The sequence below is a fragment of the Nocardiopsis listeri genome (genome assembly GCF_020741345.1).
Lineage (GTDB): Bacteria > Actinomycetota > Actinomycetes > Streptosporangiales > Streptosporangiaceae > Nocardiopsis > Nocardiopsis listeri_A.
In genome coordinates this window covers 1-2,509 of sequence record NZ_DYZD01000101.1, presented here as the reverse complement: position 1 = coordinate 2,509, position 2,509 = coordinate 1, and the positions used below count along the sequence as shown (strand labels likewise).

Here is a 2,509-nt window from a genome sequence, read left to right as displayed (position 1 = left end):
TGGATCCGCCGATGACCGCCGCCCAGGTGTCGACGCCCAGTTCAGCGGCCAGGTGTGCCTCGGCCCGGACGGTGTCCCGAAGGGTGACGCGTGGGAAGCGACTCCCCCAGGGGCGCCCGTCGGGGGCGGTCGAAGAGGGACCGGTGCTCCCCTGACAACCGCCCAGGACGTTGGGGGCGACCACGTAGTAACGGTCGGTGTCCAAGGCGAGCCCTGGGCCGACCACCCCGTCCCACCACCCGGGGCTGAGCTGCCCCGGCCCGACGGGACCCGTCACGTGGGCGTCCCCGGTCAGGGCGTGCAGGACCAGGACGGCGTTGGTGCCCGAGGCGTTCGGGCGCCCCCAGGTCTGGTAGGCCAGGCGCACCTCCGGTAGCCGCGTGCCCGACTCCAGTTCCAGGGGTTCTTCGATGTGGACCCAGCGGCGTTCGCCCACGGGGTCGCCCTCCCGCCACCCACCGTGGTGGGGGCGGGAGGCGGGAGCATCGGACCGCTCGGTCATTGGTGGGCCTTGGCCGCTCGGAAACCGAGCTCGAGGTCGGCTCGCAGGTCGTCGATGTGCTCCAGCCCCACGGAGAGACGGACCAGTCCGGGGGTGGCCCCGGAGGCGGCCTGTGCCTCGGGAGAGAGCTGACTGTGCGTGGTGCTGGCCGGGTGCACGATGAGGCTGCGCACGTCACCGATGTTCACCAGCTGACTGAACAGCTCGGTACCGTCGACGAAGGCACGTCCGGCCTCCACACCGCCGCGCAGCTCGAAGGAGAGCACTGCTCCGGCACCCTTGGGCAGGTACTTCTGCGCCTGGTCGTAGAAGGGGCTGGAGGGAAGGCCCGCGTAGTGGACGCGCTCGACCTCGTCACGGGACTCCAACCACTCGGCGAGCGCCTTGGTGTTGGCGACGTGCCGTTCCATGCGCAGGGAAAGGGTCTCGATGCCCTGCAGGATGAGGAAGGAGTTGAGCGGGGCGATGGCCGCGCCGGTGTCGCGCAGCACCTGGACCCGCAGCTTGGCGGCGAAGGCACCGGGGCCGAGGGCCTCCCAGTACTTGAGGCCGTGGTAGCTGGGGTCGGGCTCGACGAAACCGGGGAAGCGGTCGCCGTGGGCACCGAAGTCGAAGGTGCCCGCGTCCACGACCACACCGGCGACGGTGGTGCCGTGGCCGCCGAGGAACTTGGTGGCCGAGTGCACGACGATGTCGGCGCCGTGCTCGATGGGCCGCAGCAGGTAGGGCGTGGGAACGGTGTTGTCCACCATCAGCGGGACACCGACCTCGTGGGCGGTGTCGGCGACCGCGCGCACGTCCAGGACGTTACCGCCGGGGTTGGCGAGGGTCTCACCGAAGTAGAGCTTGGTCTCGGGGCGGGTGGCGGCGCGCCACGCCTCGGGGTCGTTCTGGTCCTCGACGAAGGTCACCTGCACGCCGAGCTTGGGCAGCGTGTGCTGGAAGAGGTTGTGGGTCCCGCCGTAGAGCAGAGGGCTGGAGACGATGTGGTCGCCGGCGCTGACGAGGTTGAAGATCGCGGCGGTGATCCCCGCCGAGCCGGAGGCGAAGGCGACCGCTCCGACACCGCCCTCCAGGGCGGCCAGACGCTGCTCCAGAACGTCCTGGGTGGGGTTCATGATCCGGGTGTAGATGTTGCCCGGCTCGGCCAGGCTGAACAGGTCCGCACCGTGCTGGGTGTCCCGGAAGACGTACGAGGTCGTCTGGTAGATGGGCGTGGCCCGAGCGTTGGTGGCCGGGTCGGGCTCGGCTCCGGAGTGGATCTGCTGGGTCTCGAAAGACCAGGACTGCTCGTTGGTGCTGTCGGTGCTCAAGAACGGACTCCTACAAAAACAGACCGAATGGGTAGGGAATCAACGCGAGGCTAGCATCGACACCGGTCAGGTGGCCAGTAATCACACAAAGTCCGCAGTGTTCTCCTCCTGTGACAGTGATCATTCAGATTCGGTCGGCACTGACGACCAGATAGGGGATCGCCAGGAACAGGCGCCCCGAGGCCGCGCGCCCACGCTGTTCGGCGATCCACCTCTGCGTCTGCTGCGGGCTCAGCGCGCCGGTGTCCCGTGCGCGGGAGGCCAGTCCGGTGAGCATCGGTACGGCCGTTTCGTCGGTGAACACCGCCGTGGTGCCCTCCACCTCGATACCGGTGAACCCGGCCGCGCGCAGCAGTTCGGGCTGGCGGCGGGGCGCGCTCGGGTCCGGCATGGCGCGGGCGTTGGCGTGCACCAGCGTTCGCGTGAGTTCGAGGTCGTCTGCGGCGATCATGATCGCGTCCCAGTCCTGCCCGACCAGGACCAGGCGACCGCCGGGTGCCAGGACCCGGTGGGCCTCGGCCAGGGCACGCTCGGGTTCGCGGATGGCGTGGAAGACGCGTTCGGCCCGGTATCCGCGCGCGGCCCCGTCGGGCAGCAGCAGGCTTTCGGCGTCGGCCATCGCGAACTCGGCCTCGGGGTGTCGTTCCCGTGCGGCCTGGAGCATGACCGGGTCGATGTCGAAGCCGACGGCTCG

At 69.8% G+C, this 2,509-nt stretch carries 2 protein-coding genes and 1 pseudogene; all 3 read right to left on the bottom strand.

Annotation, left to right across the window (positions count from 1 at the left end):
- Positions 1–502, bottom strand: a pseudogene (locus tag K8V84_RS06275) (alpha/beta fold hydrolase); the annotation flags it as partial.
- The gene (locus tag K8V84_RS06270) at positions 499–1,815 is read right to left on the bottom strand and encodes a bifunctional o-acetylhomoserine/o-acetylserine sulfhydrylase (protein WP_304071627.1); all 1,317 of its coding nucleotides are present in this window, start codon (positions 1,813–1,815) and stop codon (positions 499–501) included. The gene K8V84_RS06270 and the pseudogene K8V84_RS06275, both read right to left, overlap by 4 nt.
- Before the next feature lie 124 nt (positions 1,816–1,939).
- Positions 1,940–2,509, bottom strand: a 570-nt coding sequence (locus K8V84_RS06265; RefSeq protein ID WP_304071625.1) for a methyltransferase domain-containing protein, incomplete at its 5' end; no start/stop codon positions are given.